Origin of the sequence: Photobacterium pectinilyticum, assembly GCF_024357955.1 — a bacterium.
In the GTDB taxonomy this organism is placed as follows: Bacteria; Pseudomonadota; Gammaproteobacteria; order Enterobacterales; family Vibrionaceae; genus Photobacterium; species Photobacterium pectinilyticum.
In genome coordinates, this window is the sequence record NZ_JANEYT010000199.1 from 1 (window position 1) to 539 (window position 539).

Below are 539 nucleotides of genomic sequence, written 5' to 3' on the forward strand. Positions count from 1 at the left end.
TTCAGCGGCTTTATCATCAAGTGCAAAGTAGATCTTCGATACAATCACTTCAGCAATAAGAATCGTAAATACCACTGCGAAGAACGCTACTACACCATTCCAAGGGCCAGTAAAGCTCACCTTCTCGCCGAACAATAACGGTGTTTTTCAAGGTAGTTGTCATCATTTGCTTGCTTATTAAGCAGCTTCTCTTTCTGGATTCAGATGAACGTCACCAACAGGCGCGCAGTTCCTGATATCACCAGACCACCGCTCAGGCTTTCGCTGTTTTGCAGCGAACAATACCTCTACACGACGCTTCAAGATCTCTTTATCTTTTCCATTGTGACGCTCTGAAGGCGTGACGTAATTTAGCTTACTGTGCTTGTGCTCGGTGTTGTACCAGAGTACGAAGGCTTCAACCCAACTTCGGCTACTATCGAGACTTTCAAAGCCCTTTGTTGGCCAGTTTGGCATGTACTTAACTGTACGGAACAATGACTCGACATAAGGGTTATCATCACTGACTCTTGGGCGACTATATGTCGAGGTCATAACTA

At 45.1% G+C, this 539-nt stretch carries 1 protein-coding gene; it reads right to left on the reverse strand.

Annotation, left to right across the window (positions count from 1 at the left end):
- Window positions 1-177: 177 nt before the first annotated feature.
- On the reverse strand, window positions 178-539 hold a 362-nt coding region (locus tag NHN17_RS25895), incomplete at its 5' end, for an integrase core domain-containing protein (RefSeq protein WP_255045544.1).